Here is a 22,018-nt window from a genome sequence, read left to right on the forward strand (position 1 = left end):
CTTGCACCTCAGGGAGCTGGGACTACCAGGCGTGCACGGTGTTCTGTGCGCTCTCGAGATCCTGGGAGACGAGGAGTTCGACGGCGTCGCAGCCGTTGCGGATCATCAGCTCGACCTCGGCTCGGTCGGCGGACGGGAACGGCTTGAGCACGAAGTCGGCGGGATCCTGACGCCCGGGCGGACGACCGATGCCCATCCGCACACGCAGGTAATCGCGGGTACCCATGACCTGGCTGATCGAGCGCAACCCGTTGTGGCCGCCCTCGCCGCCGCCGCGTTTGAGGCGCACGAGACCGAAATCGATGTCGAGCTCGTCGTGGATGACGATGAGATCGGTGGGCGCGACCGAATAGAACTTGGCCAGCGGACCGATCTGCCGGCCGGATTCGTTCATGTAGACGCGTGGCTTGGCCACGAGAACAGACTGGCCGCCGAGGCGAACCTCGGCGACCTCCGCACCGGACTTCTTGTGAACCTTCCAGCGCTCGCCTGCCGAGTCGACGAGGCCGTCGGCGACCATCGCGCCGACGTTGTGCCTCGTCTTCTCGTACCTGGACCCGGGATTACCGAGTCCGACAATAATTTTCACCACTCGTGCAGAGCAGTCGGGGGTCGGATTACTCCGACTCCGCGGGAGCCTCGGCAGCCTCGTCCTCGGTGCCTTCGGCGTCGGCGTCGGACTCGGTGGCCGCGGCCTGTGCCTCGTTGACGGCGACGATCAGGGTCTCCGGATCGGCGATCAGGGTGACGCCCTCCGGCAGGTCCAGATCGGAGGCGTGAACGGCGGTGCCGGCCTCGGCGCCCTCGACGCTGACGACGACCTGCTCCGGGATCGACAGAGCGTCGGCCTCGACCTCGACGACGCTGGCGTCGGAGACGACCAGGGTGCCCGGTGCGGCGTCACCCTCGACGACGATGGCGACCTCGACGGTCACCTTCTCGCCGCGGCGGACGATGAGGAGGTCGGCGTGCTCGATGTAGTTGCGGATCGGGTGGACGTCGACCTGCTTGGTGAGCGCGAGCTGGCTGGTGCCCTCGATGTCGAGATCGATGATGGCGTTCAGGCCGTTGTTACGCAGGATCGCGGCGAAGTCGCGGGCCGGGAGGTGCAGGTGCTGCGGGTCGGTGCCGTGGCCGTAGAGCACGGCGGGAACCTTGCCCTCGCGGCGAGCGCGACGAGCGGCGCCCTTGCCCTTTTCGGTACGGGTGGTGACAGCCAGCTTCGAGGCCTGAGTAGCCATGGTGATCTCCTCTGATCAGTGGTTGCGGTCGTTCGTCCGTCGCGACGAGCAACGGGCACGGATACCGACCGCGGACACCCACCGGGCCGCGTGGGGGCTCCGAGGAGACTGCGATGGTCGCGCCGATCACGGTGACTTGGTCACCCTCGCCGAGACAACGGGAGCAAGGATAGTCGATGACCTGCCGAGATGTCACATCGCGTCCCGCAGCGAGCATCGTCCCGGCATACTGGGCAGCCATGACCTCACAGACCCCGATCGAGATCGTGACGGCCCTGCTCGACGCATTCGCGCGCGAGGACATCGCAGGTGCGCTGGACACCATCGACGACGACATCGCGTACACCAACGTCTCGCTGCCGACCATTCACGGCAAGCGCAAGGTGGCCGGTGTGCTCGGCGGTGTCGCGAAGAAGTCGTGGGTGGGGTTCAACTACCGGATGCTCAACGTGAGTTCCGACGACGCGGGTGTCGTGCTCACCGAACGCGTCGACGAACTGCGTTTCGGGCGGCTGCATCTGCAGTTCTGGGTGTGCGGTCGCTTCGAGGTCCGTGAGGGCCGGATCGTGGTGTGGCGCGACTACTTCGACTACTTCGACATGGCGAAGGGCCTGCTGCGCGGAATTGCCGCGCTTGCCCTGCCGTCGGTGCAGAAGCCGCTGCCGATACCCGCTCAGCGGTTGAGCGGGCTGTAGAACACGAGTCCGTTGCCCTGGTTGTCGTACACCACGGCACGGCGCTCGTGCGCGTCGTCGTACGGGCCCTTCACGATGGCGCCGCCGTCGGCCTCGATCGCCTTTGCCGCGGCGTCGACGTCGGAGGTCTTGATGCCGACGACGACCTTGCCGGGGATCGGGTGGTCGACCGCGGTGGCGAGCGCGATCGTCACCGGACCGCCGTCGAGCGCGGCGAAGTGGGCGCCGTCGCGGAACTTCAGCGCCATGCCCAGCGTCTCGGTGTAGAACTTGATCGACTCGTCCAGGTTTTCGGTGGACAGGATGATCATCTTCGCTTCGTAGCTCATGTAGCCGATGCTAACCGCGCCCGAGGGCCACCGGAACCCTCAATCGCGTTCTGGCACAGAGCTGTACACATCGGCCGCCCTTCCGCAGGCCGACGCGACCAAGGTCCCGTTCATCCGGGACCGACGCCCCTTCAGAGGATCTCGTCGAGCTTCTCGAACGGCCGCGGGATGCGGGTCCCCTTGTCTGTCACCACGATCGGGCGCTCGACGAGGATCGGGTGTTCGACCATCGCGTCGAGGATCGCCTCGTCGTCGGCCGACGCGAGATCGAGCTCTTTGTAGAGGGCCTCGCGCTTACGCACGGCCTGCGCGGGGGTCAGCCCGGCGTCGGCGAGCAGCTGCACCAGTTGTTCGCGCGTGTAGGGATCGTCGAGGTACTTGACGACGGTCGGTTCGATACCGGCGTCGCGGAGTGCCTGCAGCGCCTTGCGCGAGGTCGAGCACTTCGGGTTGTGATAGATCGTCGCGTCCACGAAAGACACCGTACCCAGCGCAAAGCGGTCCGGGCTCCAGAGGGGGAGAACCCGGACCGCTCGCGCACCCGTTCTGCGGGTGGGATCGCTACTCGGGGTCGAGTGCGAAGTTGTACTGCACGACGTTCCGGCCGGCGGCGTCGGGCTTCGGGTCGAGCAGCAGTTCCGGCTTGGTCGCCGAGGCGACGTCGTCGTCGAGCCAGTCCCCACCCGTGAAGTACAGCTGGGTGATGATCGGATGCCGACCCTTGGCGGCCACCCGCAGGTGCAGGTGCGCAGGTCGCCACGGGTGCCAGCCGGCGGCCTCGATGAACTTGCCGGTCGGTCCGTCTGTCGGGATCTGGTACGGCGCGGGCTGGATAGTGGTGATCTCGTAGCGTCCCTCACCGTCGGTGACCACGGTGCCGCGCAGGTTCCAAGCCGGGAGATGCGGCGCGAACCCCGAGTAGTAGCCCTCGGCGTCGGCGTGCCAGATCTCGATGGTCGCACCGGCCATCGGGTTGCCGTCGAGGTCGGTGACTTGGCCGTGCATCACCAACGGCGTCTCACGGGCGTCGACACTGCGCATGGGGAGGGTGCAGCGAGCGGGCAGCAGCGGGGCGTCGGGGAGGTAGTACGGACCCTCGATGCTTCCCTTGGTGCCCGAGTACTTCCGCGAGTTGACCTCTTCGATGTCGTGTTCGACGAACACGTCGAGCAGTAGCGGCCACTCACCACCCTCGCCGACGTCGATGAGCCACTGCTTGAGGACCCGGTACTCGTCGTAGGTGATCTCGTACTTGTCGATCAACGCGCTGAAACCGGCGAAGGCCTCGGATGCGATGGCCGACAAGCGTTCCGGCGAGGTGTCGGCGGTGAACCGGTGGCCGGCGAAGGCTGCGGTGGCGGCGCTGCCGGAACCGGCGGCGGTCGGCGAGTCGACGCTGGGGGACTCGACGGGGGCCGGGGGTCGTTCGATGGTGGTCATGGTGTCTCCTGGTTCGAAAGCTGTGTATTCGAGAAGAGCTGTGCGAGAAAGCCTCAGCGGTTGCCGAAGTAGCTGACGTCGTCGTTGCCGATGAGGTCCGGGACCGTCCAGCCGTCGAGGTCGTACTCGGACAGGCACTGCTCGGCGAGACCCTTCATCTCCCCGACTGTGCCGCGGGCGTCGGCGAACATGAGCAGCTCGGCCTTCACGCCCTCGTGGTTGCCGGCGTAGTTGCGCTCGTAGAGTTCGTGGCGGCCGCCGAACTCGCTGCCGATCGAATCCCACAGTGCCTTCATGACCTTCACGCGATCGACGGCGAGGATGCCGTCGGAACCGCGGACGTACTTGTCCAGGTACGGACGGACGTCGGGGCTCTTGAAGTCCGCCGAGCTCGACGGCAGGTAGATCAGACCGGAGGCGACGTCCTGTTCGATGATCTCCTTCACGCGCGGGTAGCCCTGCTGGGCGAACATCCGGTAGGTCAGGCCGTACTCGAGCTTGGGGATGACCGTGTCGCCGATCCACGGCTCGGGGTTGTTGACCATGGCATCGCTCAACGACCAGAACAGGTTTCGCCAGCCGATGACCTCTCCGACGCGGGTCTGCACGCCGCGGAACCCACCCGCGCCGGTGCAGTCGAGCGCCTTGAGGAGCAGCCCGGCGATGAAGTCGAGCTTGACCGCGAGACGGGTGCAACCCTGCAGGGTGAAGCGGGGGAGGAAGCCGGACTGCGGGAAGAAGGCGTTGATCTTGTCGACGTCGCCGTACATGAAGACGTTCTCCCAGGGCACGAGCACCTTGTCGAAGACGAAGATGGTGTCGTTCTCGTCCATGCGGCTCGAGAGTGGGTAGTCGAACGGGGTGCCCATGACGGCAGCCTGCTGGGTGTACGACGAGCGGCAGATGAGCTTGACGCCCGGGGCATCCATCGGGACGGTGCAGATGAGGGCGAACTGCTTCTTCTTGATCGGCAGGCCGTAGTGGGAGATGAAGTTGTAGTTGGTGATCGCCGAACCGGTCGCGACCACCTTGGCACCGGAGACGATGAGGCCGGCGTCGGTCTCTTTCTCGACCTTCATGAACACGTCGCCGACCTCGTCCGGCGGCAGCTGGCGGTCGACCGGCGGGTTGATGATCGCGTGATTCCAGTACAGGACCTTCTCCTGCGACTCCTTGTACCAGCGCTCGGCGTTGGCCTGGAACGGCGCGTACAGCTCGGAGTTGGCGTGCAGGGTGCCGAGGAAGCTGGCCTTGTAGTCGGGGCTGCGGCCCATCCAGCCGTAGGTCATCCGCGCCCAGGTGGCGATCGCGTCGCGGTCGGCGCGCAGGTCGTCGGCCGACTTCGGTGCGCGGAAGAACGGCATGGTCACGCCGCCGTTGCCGGTGTCGGTGGGCGCGGTGACCTTGTCCTTCGTCGCCGGGTCGTGCATCGCGTCGTAGAGGCGCGCCGTCATCCGGATCGGGTTGCGGAAGGCCTCGTGGGTGGTCACGTCCTTGACGCGCTCACCGTTGAGCCAGATCTCGCGGTCGTCGCGCAGCGACTCGATGTACTCGTCGCCGGTCATCGGCTTGGAGGCGAAGTTCTCGGTGCGGTTGGCCTCGCTGTCGGCGGCGACGTTCACCTTCGAGCGGTCGACAGTCGTCGCCTCGGTGGTCTCGGTGTCGGGAGCGATGTCGATTGCGGTCATGGTGGTCCTCACTTCTGTTGTACGGCTGTGGTGCGGTCGGTGGGCGGGATCAGGAAACGGCAGAGAGCGGCACGCAGGTCGGCGTGAACCGGGCGGTCGCGTCGAACCAGCGGCTGTGCGGGTCGTCGAGGCTGCCGCAGTACGCGGCGGCACCGGAGGTCTCGCCGAGGTCGTGGAACTTGCTGCGGTAGAACAGGAGTGGCTCGGCGTCGGTGTCGACGTGGGCGTCGACGATCTCGCCGACGTAGATGACGTGGTCGCCGCCGTCGTAGGACGCCCAGGGGTTGCAGATCAGGGTCGCGGCGTTGTCGGCCAGCGCGGGGACGAGCCAGTCCGAGCTCCATTCCGGCCCGTGTTCCTGCGGCTTGCCGGCGAAGTGCATGGCGGTGTCGAGCTGATCCGACTTGAGGATGTTCACCGCGAACGGCGCGGCGTCGAGGTAGCCGCAGGCCTTCGACTTACGGGTCAGCGTGACCTGGCAGAGGCGGGGCTCGATCGAGATCGGGGTGAACGCGGTGACGGTCGCGCCGTGCGGTGTGCCCTCGTCGTTCGCGCAGGTGATGACGGTGACGCCGGTGGCGAACTGTCCGAAGATGTTGCGCATCGTGCGTTGGTCCATGGGGATCAGCTCCTTTGCTCTGGCAGTGGCTGGTGGGGTGTCTGGTGTGGCGGTGCGACCAAACGTATGACCGCGGTCACATCCCGTCGATCCGCATTGCGAAGGGCTGATCCGATGTGCGCAACGATGCGAGTTGGATCGCTCCAGGCCGCTGGAAGTGATGGCAGTCACAGTTACGCTGGAGCTCGTGAGGGCAGAGCCACTTGCTTCGGGGACCGACCGCGCCGGGGGATCGATGTCGCAGCAGACACCGACACCTCGTCGCGTCGTGGGGTCGGGGATCGCGGACTGGGACGAGGTCCATGAGGTCGTCGCGGATGCGTATTTTCCGCATGAGCTGCGCCCGCTGTCCCGTGACGACGCCTCGCACTATCGACTGGAATCCACGGCCATCGGCTCGACGGTGATCGCGCGGATAGGCTTCGGCGCGGATGTCTCGATCGATTCCGACCATCCAGGGGCGTGGGCGATCAACATCCCGTTGTCCGGCAGCATCGCCTCGGTCACCGACGGCCGGTCGATCGTCTCCGAACCGGGTCAGGCAACGCTCAACCCGCCCGACACCCCCACGGTGATCACCAACTGGAGCAAGACGTGCGAGATCATCGGCTTCAAGGTCGAACGCGACTATCTGCAGCGCGAGATCGACCGGATCGCGGGTCGCCCCGGCCGGTCGCTGAGCAGCCAACTCGATCTCCGCCGCGGCGCCGGCGCGGAGTGGCTTGGGTTGTTGCGGTCGGCGCGCCAACAGGTCGCGCAGTGTGACAGCATCCTGCTGCGCAACCCGCGCATGGCCGAGCAGCTCGGCGGAATGCTCACCACCGCACTGGTTCTCGCGGCACTACCCGACACCGACGATCCGCTGGCCGGTACCCGGCCGCGCATGGTCAAGCGCGTCATCGACGCCATCCACGCCGACCCGGCACGGCCGTGGACGGTGGGTGAACTGGCTGAGATCGGCGCGGTCAGCGCTCGCCGCCTGCAGCAGGGTTTCCGCGAATGCGTGGGGATGAGCCCGATGGAGTACGTGCTCGACGTCCGGCTCGAAAGCATCCACAACGACCTGCTGACCTGCGGCGGGACCTCGACCGTCACCGACATCGCCACCCGCTGGGGCGTCATGCACACCGGCCGCTTCGCCGCCGCCTACCGACGTAAGTACGGGGTCGCGCCGTCGGAGACCCGGCGGATGGCCGGGGCCTAGGGCGGCGCACAGTCGAAAACACCGCGCCCGGATGTCCGTGGGGACATCCGGGCGCGGTGTGGGTGAAACCGTGAAGGCTAGGCGATGCCGTCGAACAGGCTTGTGACGGAACCGTTTTCGAAGACCTCGCGGATCGTCTGCGCGAGCAGCGGGGCGATCGACAGGACGGTCAGGTTCTCGAAATGCTTCTCGGGCGGGATGGGCAGCGTGTCGGTCGCGATGACCTCCTTGGCGCCGCAGCCGGCGAGACGCTCGGCGGCCGGATCGGAGAAGACGCCGTGGGTGGTGGCGATGATGACGTCGCCGGCACCGGCCTCCTTCAGGACGCGGACCGCGCCGGCGATGGTGCCGCCGGTGTCGATCATGTCGTCGATCAGGACACAGGTGCGTCCCTCGACCTCACCGACCACGCGGTTCGACTTGACCTGGTTGGGAACCAGCGGGTCACGGGTCTTGTGGATGAAGGCCAGGGGAGCGCCGCTGAGGGCGTCGGCCCACTTCTCGGCGACGCGCACACGACCGGAGTCCGGCGACACGACGGTGACGTTGTCGGTGCCGTAGTTGTCGCAGACGTAGCCGGCGAGCTGGCCGAGGGCGTGCATGTGGTCGACCGGACCGTCGAAGAAGCCCTGGATCTGATCGGTGTGCAGGTCGACCGTGATGATGCGGTCGGCGCCCGCGGTCTTGAGCAGATCGGCGATGAGGCGGGCCGAGATGGGCTCGCGTCCGCGGTGCTTCTTGTCCTGGCGGGCGTAGGGGTAGAACGGCAGGATCACGCTGATGCGCTTGGCCGAACCGCGCTTGAGCGCGTCGATCATGATCAGGGCTTCCATGACCCACTGGTTCAGCGGGTAGGGGCAGCTCTGCAGCACGAACGCGTCCGAGCCGCGGACGGACTCCTCGAAACGGACGAACAGCTCGCCATTGGCGAAGTCGCGTGCCGTCTGGGGGGTCACCTTGATGCCCAGTTCGTCGGCGACCGCTTCAGCCAGTTCGGGGTGGGCACGACCAGAGAACAGCATCAGGTTCTTCTGGTTGTCGGTGGTCCAGGTCATGAAAACTCTTCTGTCCGTTTCGGTTTCGATCGGTTGGGCTCCCCGCCGCGAACGGCGGGGTTCTCGGGTCCGCTAGGCGGGCCCGGGGTCCTTGTCGCGTGCCGCAGAGGCGTTGCCGAGTGCCTCGATGGCTGCCTGTGCCGCCGCCGTGTCGGGCCGCTTGCGCACGACCCAGTCCTCGATGACACGTTGTGTTCCCGCCGAGACCGCGAGGGCTCCCGGCGGTACATTTTGCCGCACGACGGTTCCGGCGCCGGTATATGCCCCGTCGCCGATGCTCACCGGGGCGACGAACATGTTGTCCGAGCCGGTGCGGCAGTGGTCGCCGATCACCGTGCGGTGCTTGTTCACGCCGTCGTAGTTGACGAAGACGCTCGACGCCCCGATGTTCGTGTGCTCACCGATGGTGGCGTCGCCGACGTAGGTGAGGTGCGGCACCTTGGAGCCGTCGCCGATCGTCGAGTTCTTGGTCTCCACGAAGGTGCCGATCTTGCCCGCGACGCCGAGCACGGTGCCCGGGCGCAAGTAGGCGAACGGGCCGACCGAGGCGTCGCCGCCGATGACGGCCTCGCTGCCGTGGGTGCGGATGACGTGGGCGCCCTCGCCGATCGTGACGTCGGTGAGCGTGGTGTCGGGTCCGACGACCGCGTCGGCGGCGATGTGGGTACGGCCGTGGAGCTGTGTGCCGGGTTCGATCCGCACATCCGGTTCGATCGTCACGTCGACGTCGATCCAGGTGGTGGCCGGGTCGACGACGGTGACGCCGTCGACCTGATGGCGTCGGATGATCCGGCGGTTGAGCTCGGCACCGAGGTCGGCGAGCTGCGCGCGGTCGTTGCATCCCGCGACCAGGACGGGATCGGCGACGGTGAACCCGCGAACGGCCTGGCCTGCGTCACGCGCGATCTCGACGATGTCGGTGAGATAGAACTCGCCCTGGACGTTGTCGGTCGACAGCTTCGAGAGCCCGTCCCGCAGTGCGGTGGCGTCGACGGCGTAGACACCGGCGTTGACCTCGGTGATGGCGCGCTGTTCGGGGGTTGCGTCCTTGTGTTCGACGATCGCGCGCACCGAGTCGTCGTCGGCGCGGATGATGCGCCCGTAACCCGTCGGGTCGTCGGCGATGAAGCTGGTGAGGGTGACCGCGGCGCCGCCGTCGGCGGTGTGGGTCTCGATGAGGCCGCGGAGGGTGTCGGCGTCGAGGAGTGGGACGTCGGCGGCGGTGACGATGACGGTTCCGTCGAAGTCGTCGGGGAGTGCGGTGAGTCCGACGCGCGCGGCGTCGCCGGTGCCGCGCGGCTCGTCCTGCTCGGCGATCGCGATCTCGCGGCCCAGTGCGGTGGCGAGGTCGGCGACCGCTGCGGAGACCCGCTCACGCTCATGGCTGACCACGACGACGAGATGCTCGGGATCGATGCCCGAGGTGCCGTGCAGCGAGTGACCCAAGAGGGATCGGCCGGCAATCGTATGGAGGATTTTGGGGGTCTTGGACTTCATCCGGGTACCGGCACCCGCGGCCAGCACGATCACGGCCACAGATGACGACGTTCCCGACATCGAATGCCCACCCTCTTCCTTCATCGGTGTTCACGTCGGGTGCGATCCTACGCACCGGTACTGCGGTTCTGATAACGCGCCGCTCCGATTCCCGCTGAATGCGGCGCTGTCACGTGATGCAACACACGTCCTCGGACGTCACCTGATAGAACACAGGGGACCGCGTTTCCCCGAGCGTTCGATCGGCGCGCCTCGGGCGTTCGGTGTCGACGCGCAGACGGGGAGCGGACCAGCGCGGGCCGGTCGACCGGCCCGCACACCTGACCAACGGAGGTATGAATGAGCACGCAGAAGACCGCGATCGTCACCGGTGCGGCACGGGGTATCGGTGCTGCCGTGGCCAAGCGACTCGCTGACGACGGCCTGGCCGTGGCCGTCCTGGACCTCGACGCCGACGCCTGCGCGGACACCGTCAAGGCCATCACCGACAAGGGTGGCAAGGCCATCGCCGTCGGCGCGAACGTCGCCGACGACGCGTCGGTCCAGGCCGCCGTCGAGAAGGTCGCCGCCGAGCTCGGTGGACCGACCGTCGTGGTCAACAACGCCGGCATCACCCGCGACAACCTGCTGTTCAAGATGACCGTCGAGGACTGGGACGCCGTCATGGCCGTCCACCTGCGCGGTGCCTTCAACGTCACCAAGGCGGCCCAGAAGTACATGGTCGACGCCGGCTGGGGTCGCATCGTCAACCTGTCGAGCACGTCGGCTCTCGGCAACCGCGGCCAGGTCAACTACTCGGCCGCCAAGGCCGGCATGCAGGGCTTCACCAAGACCCTGGCCATCGAGCTGGGCAAGTTCGGCGTCACCGCCAACGCCATCGCCCCCGGTTTCATCGAGACCGAGATGACCGCCGCCACCGCCGAGCGCGTCGGCGTGCCCTTCGAGGACTTCAAGAAGGCCGCCGCCGCTCAGATCCCGGTGAACCGCGTCGGCGTCCCCGAGGACATCGCCCACACGGCGTCGTTCTTCATCAGCGAGGGTGCGGGCTTCGTCTCCGGTCAGGTCGTCTACGTCGCCGGCGGTCCGAAGGACTGATCTCCAGACGTCGTCTCGACGTCGCGACCTCGATCGAAGTCGCGGCGTCGAGACGAGGTCTTGCTGACGAGAGTGCCCGGGTCGCCGCGCCGCTGGCCTGTGGCACAATCGTCAGCGCAGTATTCCCCCATGGTGTAATCGGCAACACTTCTGATTTTGGTTCAGGCATTCCAGGTTCGAGTCCTGGTGGGGGAGCCACCATATGTCCCAGGGGGGAGCCACCACATGTGCCAGTGGGGGAGCTCTTCAGCGCTCAGGCCGGCCGCGCCAATCCCAGGTTGTCCCGAAGCGTCGTCCCTTCGTACTCCGTGCGATGCACGCCCAGCTCCTGCAGCACCGGCACCACCTCGTCGACGAAGCGGTCGAGTCCGCCGGGAACGATGTGCGGGACCAGGATGAATCCGTCGGCGACGTCGTTCTGGACGAAGTCGTTGATGGTGTGCGCGATGGTGTCCGGTGCTCCGACGAAGGACTGACGTCCGGTGACCTCGATGATGAGTTCGCGGGTGGTGAGGTTCTTGGCCTCGGCGAGGTCGCGCCATTCGCGGGCGGTGGCGACGGGGTCGCGATGCATGCGGACGCTCGCCCGGCCCTTGGCGACGGTGTTCTCACCGGGGACCGGATCCACCTGTGGCAGTGGACCGTCGGGGTCGTGATCGGAGAGGTCGCGATTCCACAGCTGCTCGAGGAACTTGATCGCCGTCTGCCCGCTCACCTGTTGTAGCCGGACCTCGTGGGCGAGTTCGGCTGCCTGCGAGTCGGTGTCGCCGACGACGAAGGTCGCGGCGGGCAGCACGAGCAACTCCTCCGGTTCACGCCCATAGGCTGACAGCCGACGCTTGACGTCGTTATAGAACGAGCGGCCGGCGTCGTAGGTGGCATGGCGCGAGAAGATCGCGTCGGCAGTGGCAGCCGCGAACTCGCGACCCTCGTCGGAGTCGCCGGCCTGGAAGATGACCGGTCGGCCCTGTGGCGGTCGCGGTGCGGCGAAGTGCCCGCGGATGTCGAATTGCGGACTCCGGAACTCGAATTCACCGGCATCATCACGCGCAAGGAACCGGCCGGACTCTTTGTCGGCGACGATGTCGTCGTCGCGCCACGAATCCCACAGCACCGCAGCGGCGTCGAGAAATTCCTTGGCGCGGGCGTAGCGCTGGTCTTCCGGCAGGTAGCCGCCGCGGCGGAAGTTCTCGCCGGTGAACTCGTCCCACGAGGTCACCACGTTCCAGGCGGCACGACCTCCGGACAGGTGGTCGAGAGTCGCGAATTGCCGTGCGACGTCGACGGGTTCGTTGAAGGTGGAGTTGATGGTACCGGTGAGGCCGAGGTGTTCGGTGACCGCGGCGAGCGCTGAGAGCACGCTGAACGTGTCGGGGCGGCCGACGACGTCCAGGTCGTAGATCAACCCGTTCTGCTCCCGCAACCGGAGTCCCTCGGCGAGGAAGAAGAAGTCGAACCTCCCGCGCTCGGCGGTCTGTGCGAGACGGACGAAGGAGTCGAACTCGATCTGACTGCCGGACGCGGGATCGCTCCAGACCGTGGTGTTGTTGACGCCGGGGAAGTGGACGGCGAGGTGAACCTGCTTGCTCATGCGACTCCGGCCTTTCCGGTGGTGAAACGGTTGATCGGGCGGGGCAGGCCGAAGCGGCCGCGGAGGCTGCGACCGTCGTAGGCCTCTCGGAACAGGTTGCGACGCTGCAGTTCCGGCACCACATCCCGGGCGATCGCGTGCAGGTCGTCGGGCAGGACCGCCGGATGCAGCCGGACCCCGCCGATGCCGTCGACCGACAACCACTGTTCGATCTCGTCGGCCAGGTCCGTCGGGGTTCCGACGACGGGGACGATGTCGGGTGTGAACGGCGAACCGGCCCACTCGTCGAGCTGTGCGAGTCGTTCACACGCTTCGCGACGAGAGTCGCCGAGGACGACGAACAGATCCACCAGCGCGATGGCGGGATCGTCGTTCCTGCGTCCGGCGGCGCGGTGCGCCTCGGTGATTGCGGTGACGGCGCGCGCGGCGTCGTCGACGTCACGAGGGGCGATGAACCCGAGGTCCGCGACGCGACCGATGACCGGTAGATCGGCGGCATGTGCGGCGGTCGTGGCGATGATCGGCTGCCCCTGGGGCGGGCGCGGCGTGATCGACGGGCCACGGACGGAGAACTGCGTGCCGCGGAAGTCGATGTAGTACAGCTTGTCCCGGTCGACGAACCGTCCGGTGGTGACGTCACGGATCTCGGCGTCGTCCTCCCACGAATCCCACAGCAGGCGGAGAACCGTCGCGAAGTCGGACGCCTCATCGGCCAGTTCGGCGAGCACGGCCGGGTCGTCGGGGAACCGGCGCCGGCCGAACAGCGCGGCTTCGTCGGGATCGGGCGTCGTGCGCAGTACGACACCGGCGCGGCCTCCGCTGACGAAGTCGAGGGTGGCGACCGCTTTCGACACGTGGAACGGCTCGGTGTGCGTCGCCGTGGCGGTGGGGAGGAGACCGATGCGCCCGGTCGTCGGTGCGAGCCGGGAGGCCAGCAGCAGCGAATCCAGCCGGCCGGCGGCCCGGTCGGTCCGCGGCGGCCCCGGATGCAGTTCGAACGCGTCGGTGAACGTGACCAGATCGAGGAGCCCGGTCTCGGCGACGGCGATCAGTGACTGCCAATAGGCCGCTGTCGTCAGTTCGCCCGGCCGTGCGCCGGGTGCCCGCCACGAACCGGGATGGGACCCGGTCTGGTCCAGGGCGACTGCCACGTGCAGGGGGTCGCTCATCGGTCCTCCGTCTCGTCGGTGTGCTCGGGCGCGATACAACCCGTCCTCGCCACGAACGCCCCGGTCGACGACGAGGATTCCGATGCGATGCCCATCCGATCGGGTTGGGCCAAACCCTTCCGCAGACGGCGATGAGCAGGCTTCCTGGTGGGGTCAGCGTCACGCCACCGGAGGAGCGTCATGTCATCAGCCGCGGCGATCCCACTGTCGGTGCTGGATCTCGCGCCCGTGGTCGACGGTTCGGACGCACCCACCGCCGTTCGACGCGCGGTGGAACTCGCTCGGCACGCCGAACAGCTCGCCTACCGGCGGTTCTGGCTGGCCGAACACCATTTCGTCGAGGTCGCGAGTTCGTCGACGACGACGCTCATCGGCTTGGTCGCGGCGGCCACGGACACGATCCGGGTCGGGTCGGCGGCGGTGCAGAGCGGACTGCACACGCCGGTCTCGATCGTCGAGGCCTTCGGCACCATCGACGCGTTGTACCCGGGTCGCCTCGATCTCGGGCTCGGACGATCGGCACAGCGCCGCGCCGAGGTCACGTCTGGGAGCCGCCCGGTCACCACACCGCAGCCCGACCAGGTCGTCGACGGCCTGCTGATCCCGTCGCCGTTCCCGGTGGAGAAGCTCCTCGGATCGCCGCGGGTCGTCGCCGCGTACGAGGCCTCCCAGTTCGAGGGCGCGCAGCCACCGGACTTCGACGACGCCGTCGGCGACGTGATCTCGTTGCTCGACGGACAGTTCCGCCTCGGTGACGTCGCCCTGACAGCGGTCCCGGGACGTGGCGCGGATGTGCAGGTCTGGATCTTCGGCAGCAGCAAGGGCCAGAGCGCACAGACCGCCGGCGCACGCGGACTGCCGTTCGTCGCCAACTATCACGTCAGCCCCAGCACCGTCCTCGAGGCGGTCGAGGCCTACCGCAGCGCCTTCCGTCCGTCGGCCGCACTCGCCGAACCCTACGTGGTCGTGTCCGCGGATGTGGTTGTCGCCGAGGACGATGCGACCGCACGACACCGCGCGTCGACGTACGGGCACTGGGTCCACAGCATCCGCAGCGGTGCGGGTGCCGCCCCGTATCTCGACCCCGACACCGCGCCCCCGCTCGACGACGAACAGCGCGCGATCGTCGACGACCGGATACGCACCCAGTTCGTCGGGTCGCCCGACACCGTCGTCGACGGGCTGCGCACGTTGGCCCGGGTCACCGAGGCCGACGAACTCCTCGTCACCAGCGTCACCCACGACTTCGACCATCGCCTGCAATCGCACGAACTACTCGCCCGCGCATGGGATCTGGAAGGTGCATCGCATGACTGATCACGCCGCCTGGTATGCCGGTGCCTCCCGGGGCAGACTCCGGTACTCGCTCGCCGAGGTGTTCGGGAACCTCTGGAGCCGGCTCGACGCCGACACCCTCGCCGCGGCAGCCGCGCTACATCCTGAAGCGCCGCGGACGCCGATGCCGCTGAGCGACAACCAACCTAGGCGATAGTGAACCGGGGCCGCTTGTCGTCGGCGGTTGCGTAGTTCGGGCCACCGGCCCTTCGAGGCTCGTCGCTTGCGGTCCTCGCACCTCAGGGAGCGAAGGGGGCTCGGCGTTGCGCTGCTCGCACCTCAGTACCCGCGGCCGGTGAGCCGGCCGTCGTGAGGGTCGAAAGGGTCCGCTCCCTGAGGAGGCGCCCGGCTCCCGACTGCCGAACCTCAACTCGACCGGCAGACGTCGATCGAAGTCTGCCTGTCGGGTTGACGTCGACCGGTAGTTAGGTGGCGACGGTGTCTCACCAGGCCTTCGAGGCTCGTCGCTTGCGCTCCTCACACCTCAGGCAGCAGAGCTGGGTGCGTCGCGTTCTTTCGGATCAGGCAGCAGAGCTCGGTGCGTCGCGTTCTTTCGGATCAGGGAGCGAAAGGGGGCTCGTCGCATGCGCTCTTCGCTCCTCAGGGAGCGAAAGGGTTAGGCGATGAACCCCTCGGCCTTCAGCCAGTCGTAGGCGACGTCGGCGGGGTCCTCACCGTCGATGTCGATGCGGCCGTTGAGTTCCTGCATCACCGCGTCGGTCAGCTTGGCCGACACCGGCGCCATCAGTTCGGCGATCTCCGGCGCCTCCTCGTTGAGCTTGGTGCTGACGACCACGCATCCGCTGTACGGCAGGAAGAACTTCCGGTCGTCCTCGAGGACGGTGAGATCGAGGTTCTTGATCCGGCCGTCGGTGGAGTACACCATGCCGAAGTTGCAGGGCTCGCTCTTCGCCGTCGAGGTGTACACGACGCCGGAGTCCATGGTGGTCACGTTGTTCTTCGGCACACCGTCGGGCGTGCCGAGCGGCATGTCGTAGGCCTCGAGCATCGGGATCATCCCGTCGGCGCGGCTCAGGAACTCGTCGTTGATGCAGAACGTCCGCTCGGCCACAGGGAGCTTCGTGATGTCCGTCATGGTCTTGACGTTGAGGCGCTTCGCCGTGGGCGCCGACGCCGCGAACGCGTAGGTGTTGTTGAACGACGCCGGCGGCAACCACTCGGCGCCGTTGGCGCGGTCGGCGTCGCGGACCCGCTGCCACAACTCGTTCGGGTCGGAGATGGTCTCCGTCTCGCCCAGATAGGTCTGCCAGGCGGTGCCGGTGTACTCCCAGAGGATGTCGGCGTCACCGTTGAGCAGCGCCTGCCGTGAGGACATGGAACCCGGTGCGTTGGTGAGGTCCTCGACCGCCGCACCCGCCGCACCCAAATAGGTCGCGGTGATCTTGCCCAACAGGACGGACTCGGTGAAGTTCTTCGACGTCACCCGGATCTTGGTGCCCTCCAGGGGCGTCGACCCGTCGGTCAGGAAGGCCTCACGAAAGGTGCCCGATGAGCTCACCAGCCCGCAGCCGGCGACCACCACCATGAGCATCGCCGTGACGACGGCCAGGACGGACTTTCTCATGAGATCCCTCGCGGTGTCGCGGCCAGTTCGACGAGCCGTCCGAGCCAGTCGATCGTCATCGCCAGGAGCGCGACCAGGATCGCGCCGGCGACGAGCAGTTTCGGCAAGAACAGGGTGATGCCGGTGGTGATGAGCGTGCCGAGGCTCGTCGCACCGATGAACGTGCTCAGGGTCGCGGTACCGACCAGGATGACCAGCGCCGTGCGCACACCGTTCAGGATCACCGGAACGGCGAGCGGCAGCTCGACCTGGAAAAGCGTTCGCACCGCGGACAATCCGATGCCGCGGGAGGCCTCGACCGTCCGCTGGTCGACCTGGCGCAGGCCGACGATCGTGTTCTGCAGGATCGGCAGCACGGCGTAGACGACGAGACCGACGACCGCGGTGTTGAAACCGGTGCCGAGCCAGAACGTGAACAACACCAGCAGACCGATGGCGGGGGCCGCCTGCCCGATGTTGGCGATGTTGACCGCAATCGGGTTGAGCCACTTCAGGGATGGCCGGGTCAAGGCGATTCCGAGCGGGATCGCGATGCACACCACGATCACGGTCGCGGTGAGAGTGAGCTGGATGTGGTCGAGGATCGTCGATCGTAGGGCCGGCCACGACATCGAGGCGGACTCGGTCTCGGTGAACGTGGTGCGCTGGTACCAGATCAGGAACCCGACGCCGATCACGATGATCACCAGCGGCTCGAACCAGACGTCGATGGGCACCTTCGCGAACCGGCGTCGGAAACCGTTCCGAGGTGGTTGGACCGGGGCCTCTGATGCCGCGGTGACCCGCGCGGACTCGTCGGCGACGGCGGTCATCGCTCGGCGCTCGGTTCGGCGGGGGAGGACTCGTCGTCGGCCGCGACGACCGGGGTCTCGGCAGGCGCGGTTCCCTCGGTGTGATCGAGGTAGCCGACGTGGTCGTCGTCGCGGACGTCCGCGAGCTGGCCACGGATCGCCTCCATCACCGACGCGATGTTCAGCGCGCCGATGGCCGCGCCGCGTCCGTCGGTGACGAGGACGCCGCCCTGGCTGGTCGCGAGCATCGAGTCGAGCGCGTCGTTGAGCGTCGACGACTGTGCGACGACGGGCAGCCGCGGGTCGAGGTAGTCCGACACCTCGGGTTTCGCCGCGACCTCGGCGACGCTGGGCCAGGCCCGAGGCCGGCCGTGATCGTCGACGACGACCAACCAGTCCTCGCCGGCGGCCCGGGCGCGGGCGACGACGCCGCCGGACGATTCCCCGACACGGGCGGTGACCACCTGCTTGATGTCGACGTCGCGCACGCGGGTGAGGGTCAGATGGGCCAGTGTTGCGCCGGAACCGACGAACTCCTCGACGAACGGGCTGGCGGGGTTGGCGAGGATCTCCTCCGGCGGGGCGAACTGTTCGATGTGTCCGCCCTCGGAGAGGATCAGGACCTTGTCGCCGAGTTTGGTGGCCTCTTCGAAATCGTGGGTGACGATGACGATCGTCTTTCCCAGCTCGTGTTGGATGGCGATGAGCTTGTCCTGCAGGCGGGCTCGTGTGATGGGATCGACGGCACCGAACGGTTCGTCCATCAGCAGGACGGGCGGATCGGCAGCCAGGGCACGGGCCACGCCGACGCGCTGCTGCTGGCCGCCGGACATGTCCTTGGGCAGGCGGTCGGCGAAGGTCGCGGCGTCGAGTCCGACCAGGTCCATCAGGTATTCGGTGCGTTCGGCGATGCGTTTCTTGTCCCACTTGAGAATTCGCGGGATGGTGCCGATGTTCTTGCTGACCGACCAGTGGGGGAAGAGTCCGCCGGACTGGATGACGTAACCGATGGACTGGCGGAGCTTGTCCGGATTCTCCTCGGTCACATCGCGTCCACCGATGTAGATGCGACCCTCGGTGGGCTCGATGAGCCGGTTGATCATCTTGAGGGTCGTGGTCTTGCCGCAACCCGACGGGCCGACGAAGGCGACGATGTCGCCGGCGTCGATCTCGAGGTCGAGTTGTGCGACCGCGGGCTTGGACTGGCCCCGGTAGCGCTTGACGACGCCTTCGAGCCGGATCGATTCGCCGGTGACGACGCGACCGTTGGCGCCGGAGGTCGGTTGGCCGGTCGATGATTTCGACGACGGGGCGGTGGTGGAGTCGGTCATGAGAGTCCCTTGGAGATGGTGAGTCGGCCGAGCAGAACCAGAAGAGCGTCGAAGACGAGCGCGATGATGACGATGAGAAGTGTTCCGGCGAGCGCTGATTCGAGGGCGTTCGCGCCGCCGAGTCGTGCGAGGCCGTTGAAGATCAATGATCCCAGGCCGGGGCCGAGGACGTAGGCGACGATCGCCGCGACGCCGACGATCATCTGCGTGGACACCCGGATTCCGGTCAAGATCACCGGCCATGCGATCGGTAGTTCGACCGTCAGCAGGATGCGCCAGCGCGAAAGCCCGATGCCGCGGGCGGATTCGACGACCGAGGGCGGCACCGAACGCAAGCCGACCACCGCGTTGCCGATCACCGGGAGCATCGCGAAGAACGCGAGCATCAGGAACGACGGTGTCACGCCGAGCCCGAACGGGACGATCAGCAGCGCGAGCAGGGCGAGCGACGGAATCGTCAGCGCCACACGACTGGACGTCAAGGTGAGTGCCGATGCCAGTGGAAGCCGATAGACCAGCGCGGCGACCGCGATGGCGACGAGGGTGCCGACCAGCACGGTCTGGAAGGACAGCGACGCATGTTGATACGTCAAGAACGTGAGGGAGCGAGCGTTGTCGCCGATGTAATCCCACAATTGCACGGTTGTGTTCCCATCCCCTTTTGGTGAATGCGACATTACGCATCTGCGTGGGCCGGTGCCGACATTTGTCGGATCACGCGTGCCTTTACCCTCACCGTGAGCGGATAACCCTCCACTGGTTGCGGGCGGTCACAATCGGCACGATTCCGTGCACGCCGAAGGTCGGTGACCACGTCGGACGGTGTCATCCTGGATGGGTGAGTGAGAGCGCCCCCGCCGAAGCGACACCGACCACGACAGAGCTCGATCCGGACGACGACCGGGCCCTTCTCGCCGAAGCCGTCCGTTCCTGGACGCGGATCGTCGCCTGGGTCCTGGCCGTCGGCGGCGCGATCGGGTTCGTGGCGTCCTTCGTGCTGACCGTCGAACGCATCGAGCTCTTCAAAAACCCCGATTATGTGCCGTCATGCAACTTCAACCCGGTCCTGAGCTGCGGGTCGGTGATGGGCAAACCACAGGCCGCCCTGTTCGGGTTCCCGAACCCGTTGCTGGGCATCGCCGGTTTCGCGGTGGTGGTCACCACCGGGGTGGCGATCCTCGCGGGTGCACGTCTCGCGGGCTGGTACTGGGCGGGACTGCAGGTCGGCGTGACCGCGGCGATGACCTTCATCTGTTGGCTGATCTATTCGAGCCTCTACTCGATCGGCGCGCTGTGCCCGTACTGCATGGTCGTGTGGGCGGTGACCCTGCCGATCTTCGTGTTCGTCAGCGTGCGCAACCTCCACGCGAGCGGCCTGACCTCGCGATCCGGGGTGGCACTCGCGGTCGCCCGCAGTCACGCCCTGATCCTGGTGCTCTTCGTGGCGGTCGTGATCGTGCTCATCGCGGTGCGCTTCTGGTCGTACTGGTCGAGTCTGTACTGAGGAAGCGCCCGGATCCCGACTGTCGAACCTCAACTCGACCGGCAGACTTCGATCGAAGTCTGCCGGTCGGGTTGACGTCGACCGGTAGTCAGGTGAGCGACGGTGTCTCACCAGGCCTTCGTGGCTCGTCGACTTCGATACGCTCCTTCGTCGCTTCTCAGCCCGGCGGCTTGCGCTCCTCGCACCTCAGGCATCGGACCTGGGTGCGTCACGCTCTTTCGGATCACGGAGCAGAGACGCTCGCACCTCAGGAGCGAGAATGGCGCAACATTCGTGATTCCGCGGCGTCTCGTCCTAGGCTTGGCGCATGGCGATCGGACGTCCGGCGGAGGGTGCGGCCGAGGTGCAGCGCGCACCCCGGGCGCGGATGACCGGTGCGCAGCGTCGGTTACAGCTGATCGAGGTGGCGCGCGGACTGTTCGCCGAACGCGGTTACGAGGGGACCTCCATCGAGGAGATCGCGCAGCGCGCAGGTGTTTCCAAGCCGATCGTGTACGAACACTTCGGTGGCAAGGAAGGTCTCTACGCGGTCGTCGTCGATCGTGAGATGGAGACGCTGCTCGAGATGGTGACCGCGTCGCTGTCGAAGAACCGGTCGCTGTACCGCATTCAACAGGTCGCGCTCGCGTTGCTCACCTACATGGAGGAGCGCACGGACGGGTTCCGCATCCTCGTCCGCGGCGACAGCACCGCGTCGACCGGTGAAACGGCCACCTACTCAAGCCTTCTCAACGATGCCGTGAGCCAGGTCGAACACATCCTGGCCGGCGACTTCGAACGCCGCGGCTTCGACCCGGCCCTCGCCCCGCTGTACGCGCAGGCCCTCGTGGGCATGGTGTCGTCGACTGCCCAGTGGTGGCTCGACGTCCGTGAACCGTCGAAGGAGGTCGTCGCCGCCCACCTGGTGAACCTCTGCTGGAACGGGCTGACCCGCCTCGACCCGTCACCGGATCTCGTCGGCCCCGACTACGTCGAACCCCTCGAGCGGACGACGGCCGAGGACGGTTAGGCGAGCACCAGGCTTCGCTTGGAGAGTCCCATCCAGAACCCGTCGATGACCTGATCCGGGCGCTGTTCGGCGTCGTCGCTCGCGCCGAGCGCGACGAACAGCGGCGCGAAGTGTTCGATCGTCGGATGTGCGTACGGCATGCCGGGTGCGGTCTGCCGAAAGCGGATGAGCGACTCCACATCTCCGGCGGCGAATCGTTCGGCGGCCCAGGCGTCGAATTCGGCCGACCAGCTCGGCGGAGCCGCCTCGGGCCGCCAGTCGCGCAGGAACGGCAGGCCGTGGGTGGTGAAGCCGGATCCGATGATCAGCACGCCCTCGTCACGCAACGGCTTGAGGCGTCGACCCAGTTCGAGCAACCGCTCGGGGTCGAGGGTCGGCAGGGAGATCTGCAGGACCGGGATGTCCGCCTCGGGATACATGACGGTCATCGGCACGTAGGCGCCGTGGTCGAGGCGACGGTCGGGGTCATGGGCGATCGGCTCGCCGTCGGGCATCATCGCGGCGACGCGTCGGGCCAGGTCCGGGGCGCCCGGCGACCGGTACTGGACGCGGTAGTACTTCTCCGGAAAGCCGCCGAAGTCGTAGGTCAGCGGGGTCCGGGGGTCGGTGGAGCCGATGGTCAGGGGCGCCGCCTCCCAGTGTGCGGACACGATGAGGATCGCCGTCGGACGGGCGAGCTCGCCGGCGAGGTTCTCCAGCTGGTGCACCCAGGTGGGACTGTCGACGAGCGGCGGTGCGCCGTGGGACAGGAAGAGCGCGGGCGGCCGGGCGGGGGAGTTCGAGCTGAGCACGCCCAATCATAACCGGACTGTGGTCCGTTTTGTTTCCGAGGGCCGCGAA

At 67.2% G+C, this 22,018-nt stretch carries 23 protein-coding genes and 1 tRNA gene; 8 read left to right on the forward strand and 16 right to left on the reverse strand.

Annotated features, from left to right (window positions below; genetic code table 11):
• Positions 1-22: 22 nt before the first annotated feature.
• Both pth and GONAM_RS14030 read right to left on the reverse strand, forming a co-directional pair.
• Positions 23-589: an aminoacyl-tRNA hydrolase gene (gene pth, locus GONAM_RS14025; protein ID WP_040536524.1), complete on the reverse strand. Its 567-nt coding sequence runs from the start codon at positions 587-589 to the stop codon at positions 23-25.
• 28 nt (positions 590-617) lie between these two features.
• Positions 618-1,241 carry a 50S ribosomal protein L25/general stress protein Ctc gene (locus tag GONAM_RS14030; protein WP_006867414.1) on the reverse strand — a complete coding sequence of 208 codons (624 nt, stop codon included), beginning with the start codon at positions 1,239-1,241 and terminating at the stop codon, positions 618-620.
• Between the two features lie 239 nt (positions 1,242-1,480).
• Here GONAM_RS14030 and GONAM_RS14035 point away from each other — a divergent pair, with 239 nt between their 5' ends.
• Positions 1,481-1,936, forward strand: coding sequence for a limonene-1,2-epoxide hydrolase family protein (locus GONAM_RS14035; RefSeq protein ID WP_040536498.1), 456 nt, complete (start codon positions 1,481-1,483; stop codon positions 1,934-1,936).
• Here the strand turns inward: GONAM_RS14035 and GONAM_RS14040 are convergent.
• The 5 genes from GONAM_RS14040 to GONAM_RS14060 all read right to left on the reverse strand — a co-directional run bounded on the left by GONAM_RS14040 (position 1,915) and on the right by GONAM_RS14060 (position 6,012).
• Positions 1,915-2,265, reverse strand: a complete 351-nt coding sequence (locus GONAM_RS14040) for a VOC family protein (protein ID WP_006867416.1) — start codon at positions 2,263-2,265, stop codon at positions 1,915-1,917. The genes GONAM_RS14035 and GONAM_RS14040 overlap by 22 nt on opposite strands.
• A gap of 131 nt (positions 2,266-2,396) precedes the next feature.
• Positions 2,397-2,738, reverse strand: a complete 342-nt coding sequence (gene arsC, locus GONAM_RS14045; RefSeq protein WP_006867417.1) for an arsenate reductase (glutaredoxin) — start codon at positions 2,736-2,738, stop codon at positions 2,397-2,399.
• 88 nt (positions 2,739-2,826) lie between these two features.
• The gene (catA, locus tag GONAM_RS14050; RefSeq protein WP_006867418.1) at positions 2,827-3,705 is read right to left on the reverse strand and encodes a catechol 1,2-dioxygenase; all 879 of its coding nucleotides are present in this window, start codon (positions 3,703-3,705) and stop codon (positions 2,827-2,829) included.
• Positions 3,706-3,758: 53 nt separating this feature from the next.
• Complete coding sequence (locus GONAM_RS14055; protein ID WP_006867419.1) at positions 3,759-5,393, reverse strand: 4-hydroxyphenylacetate 3-hydroxylase family protein; 1,635 nt, start codon at positions 5,391-5,393, stop codon at positions 3,759-3,761.
• Between the two features lie 49 nt (positions 5,394-5,442).
• A complete protein-coding gene (locus GONAM_RS14060; RefSeq protein ID WP_006867420.1) occupies positions 5,443-6,012 on the reverse strand; it encodes a flavin reductase family protein in 570 nt (189 codons plus the stop codon).
• 235 nt (positions 6,013-6,247) lie between these two features.
• Between GONAM_RS14060 and GONAM_RS14065 the strand changes: the two genes are divergently transcribed.
• Positions 6,248-7,216: an AraC family transcriptional regulator gene (locus tag GONAM_RS14065; RefSeq protein WP_006867421.1), complete on the forward strand. Its 969-nt coding sequence runs from the start codon at positions 6,248-6,250 to the stop codon at positions 7,214-7,216.
• A gap of 77 nt (positions 7,217-7,293) precedes the next feature.
• On the opposite strand, the gene GONAM_RS14070 is transcribed toward GONAM_RS14065, so the two are convergent.
• On the reverse strand, positions 7,294-8,271 hold the full coding sequence (locus GONAM_RS14070) for a ribose-phosphate diphosphokinase (protein WP_006867422.1): 978 nt from the start codon (positions 8,269-8,271) through the stop codon (positions 7,294-7,296).
• Between the two features lie 72 nt (positions 8,272-8,343).
• Positions 8,344-9,828, reverse strand: a complete 1,485-nt coding sequence (glmU, locus tag GONAM_RS14075; protein WP_040536501.1) for a bifunctional UDP-N-acetylglucosamine diphosphorylase/glucosamine-1-phosphate N-acetyltransferase GlmU — start codon at positions 9,826-9,828, stop codon at positions 8,344-8,346.
• A gap of 279 nt (positions 9,829-10,107) precedes the next feature.
• Between glmU and fabG the strand changes: the two genes are divergently transcribed.
• Positions 10,108-10,863, forward strand: coding sequence for a 3-oxoacyl-ACP reductase FabG (gene fabG / locus GONAM_RS14080; RefSeq protein ID WP_006867424.1), 756 nt, complete (start codon positions 10,108-10,110; stop codon positions 10,861-10,863).
• A 123-nt stretch (positions 10,864-10,986) separates the two neighbouring features.
• A tRNA-Gln gene (locus GONAM_RS14085) sits at positions 10,987-11,061 on the forward strand.
• 55 nt (positions 11,062-11,116) lie between these two features.
• On the opposite strand, the gene GONAM_RS14090 is transcribed toward GONAM_RS14085, so the two are convergent.
• Together GONAM_RS14090 and GONAM_RS14095 are read right to left on the reverse strand one after the other, a co-directional pair.
• The gene (locus GONAM_RS14090) at positions 11,117-12,454 is read right to left on the reverse strand and encodes an NtaA/DmoA family FMN-dependent monooxygenase (RefSeq protein ID WP_006867425.1); all 1,338 of its coding nucleotides are present in this window, start codon (positions 12,452-12,454) and stop codon (positions 11,117-11,119) included.
• Positions 12,451-13,623, reverse strand: a complete 1,173-nt coding sequence (locus GONAM_RS14095; RefSeq protein ID WP_006867426.1) for an LLM class flavin-dependent oxidoreductase — start codon at positions 13,621-13,623, stop codon at positions 12,451-12,453. Before GONAM_RS14095 ends, GONAM_RS14090 begins: the two co-directional genes overlap by 4 nt.
• A gap of 180 nt (positions 13,624-13,803) precedes the next feature.
• On the opposite strand from GONAM_RS14095, the gene GONAM_RS14105 reads away from it, so the two are divergent.
• Both GONAM_RS14105 and GONAM_RS22690 read left to right on the forward strand, forming a co-directional pair.
• Positions 13,804-14,940: an LLM class flavin-dependent oxidoreductase gene (locus tag GONAM_RS14105; RefSeq protein ID WP_006867427.1), complete on the forward strand. Its 1,137-nt coding sequence runs from the start codon at positions 13,804-13,806 to the stop codon at positions 14,938-14,940.
• Complete coding sequence (locus GONAM_RS22690) at positions 14,933-15,115, forward strand: hypothetical protein (protein WP_006867428.1); 183 nt, start codon at positions 14,933-14,935, stop codon at positions 15,113-15,115. The genes GONAM_RS14105 and GONAM_RS22690 overlap by 8 nt, the downstream gene beginning before the upstream one ends.
• 459 nt (positions 15,116-15,574) lie before the next feature.
• Here the strand turns inward: GONAM_RS22690 and GONAM_RS14110 are convergent, their stop codons facing one another.
• Genes GONAM_RS14110 through GONAM_RS14125 form a run of 4 tightly spaced genes read right to left on the reverse strand, consistent with a single transcriptional unit; the run spans position 15,575 to position 19,306 of the window.
• Positions 15,575-16,543 carry a glycine betaine ABC transporter substrate-binding protein gene (locus GONAM_RS14110; protein WP_006867429.1) on the reverse strand — a complete coding sequence of 323 codons (969 nt, stop codon included), beginning with the start codon at positions 16,541-16,543 and terminating at the stop codon, positions 15,575-15,577.
• Positions 16,540-17,355, reverse strand: a complete 816-nt coding sequence (locus GONAM_RS14115) for an ABC transporter permease (RefSeq protein ID WP_006867430.1) — start codon at positions 17,353-17,355, stop codon at positions 16,540-16,542. Before GONAM_RS14115 ends, GONAM_RS14110 begins: the two co-directional genes overlap by 4 nt.
• Positions 17,352-18,665 (reverse strand): ATP-binding cassette domain-containing protein, encoded by a 1,314-nt coding sequence (locus tag GONAM_RS14120; protein ID WP_006867431.1) that lies wholly within the window; start codon positions 18,663-18,665, stop codon positions 17,352-17,354. Before GONAM_RS14120 ends, GONAM_RS14115 begins: the two co-directional genes overlap by 4 nt.
• Positions 18,662-19,306, reverse strand: a complete 645-nt coding sequence (locus GONAM_RS14125; RefSeq protein WP_006867432.1) for an ABC transporter permease — start codon at positions 19,304-19,306, stop codon at positions 18,662-18,664. Before GONAM_RS14125 ends, GONAM_RS14120 begins: the two co-directional genes overlap by 4 nt.
• Before the next feature lie 197 nt (positions 19,307-19,503).
• Between GONAM_RS14125 and GONAM_RS14130 the strand changes: the two genes are divergently transcribed.
• On the forward strand, positions 19,504-20,169 hold the full coding sequence (locus tag GONAM_RS14130; protein ID WP_006867433.1) for a vitamin K epoxide reductase family protein: 666 nt from the start codon (positions 19,504-19,506) through the stop codon (positions 20,167-20,169).
• Between the two features lie 307 nt (positions 20,170-20,476).
• Entirely contained in the window at positions 20,477-21,178 is a 702-nt protein-coding gene (locus GONAM_RS14135; RefSeq protein WP_006867434.1) for a TetR/AcrR family transcriptional regulator, read from the forward strand.
• Here GONAM_RS14135 and GONAM_RS14140 read toward each other — a convergent pair.
• On the reverse strand, positions 21,175-21,969 hold the full coding sequence (locus GONAM_RS14140) for a dioxygenase family protein (protein WP_006867435.1): 795 nt from the start codon (positions 21,967-21,969) through the stop codon (positions 21,175-21,177). The genes GONAM_RS14135 and GONAM_RS14140 overlap by 4 nt on opposite strands.
• Positions 21,970-22,018: the final 49 nt, after the last annotated feature.

Origin of the sequence: Gordonia namibiensis NBRC 108229 (genome assembly GCF_000298235.1) — a bacterium.
GTDB classification, from domain to species: Bacteria; Actinomycetota; Actinomycetes; order Mycobacteriales; family Mycobacteriaceae; genus Gordonia; species Gordonia namibiensis.